This window comes from Mycobacterium sp. IDUB_5 (assembly GCF_055419565.1).
This window is the reverse complement of sequence record NZ_JBVAXX010000023.1, coordinates 1-215: the sequence shown is the minus strand read 5'-3', so window position 1 is coordinate 215 and position 215 is coordinate 1. Positions and strand designations below refer to the sequence as shown.

Here is a 215-nt window from a genome sequence, read left to right as displayed (position 1 = left end):
ACCGGCATCGATTTCTTCGACATCGCCGACGCCGCCGAAGAGGTCGTCGCCCCCGCGATGCCCGCCGAGTGCCTGCTGGATCGCAACGCGCTGATCATGGGCTACTCCGGGGTGTACTCGAGCTTCCTCAAACACGCCATCCGTCAGTCCGAGCGCTACGGGGTGCCTGCGCACCAGCTGCTGCACCGTGCCGGGCAGCGCAAGCTGATCGGCGG

At 67.4% G+C, this 215-nt stretch carries 1 pseudogene; it reads left to right on the top strand.

Annotated elements, in window-relative coordinates:
• A pseudogene (locus tag ACZY1G_RS27840) lies at positions 1-215 on the top strand (4-hydroxy-2-oxovalerate aldolase); the annotation flags it as partial.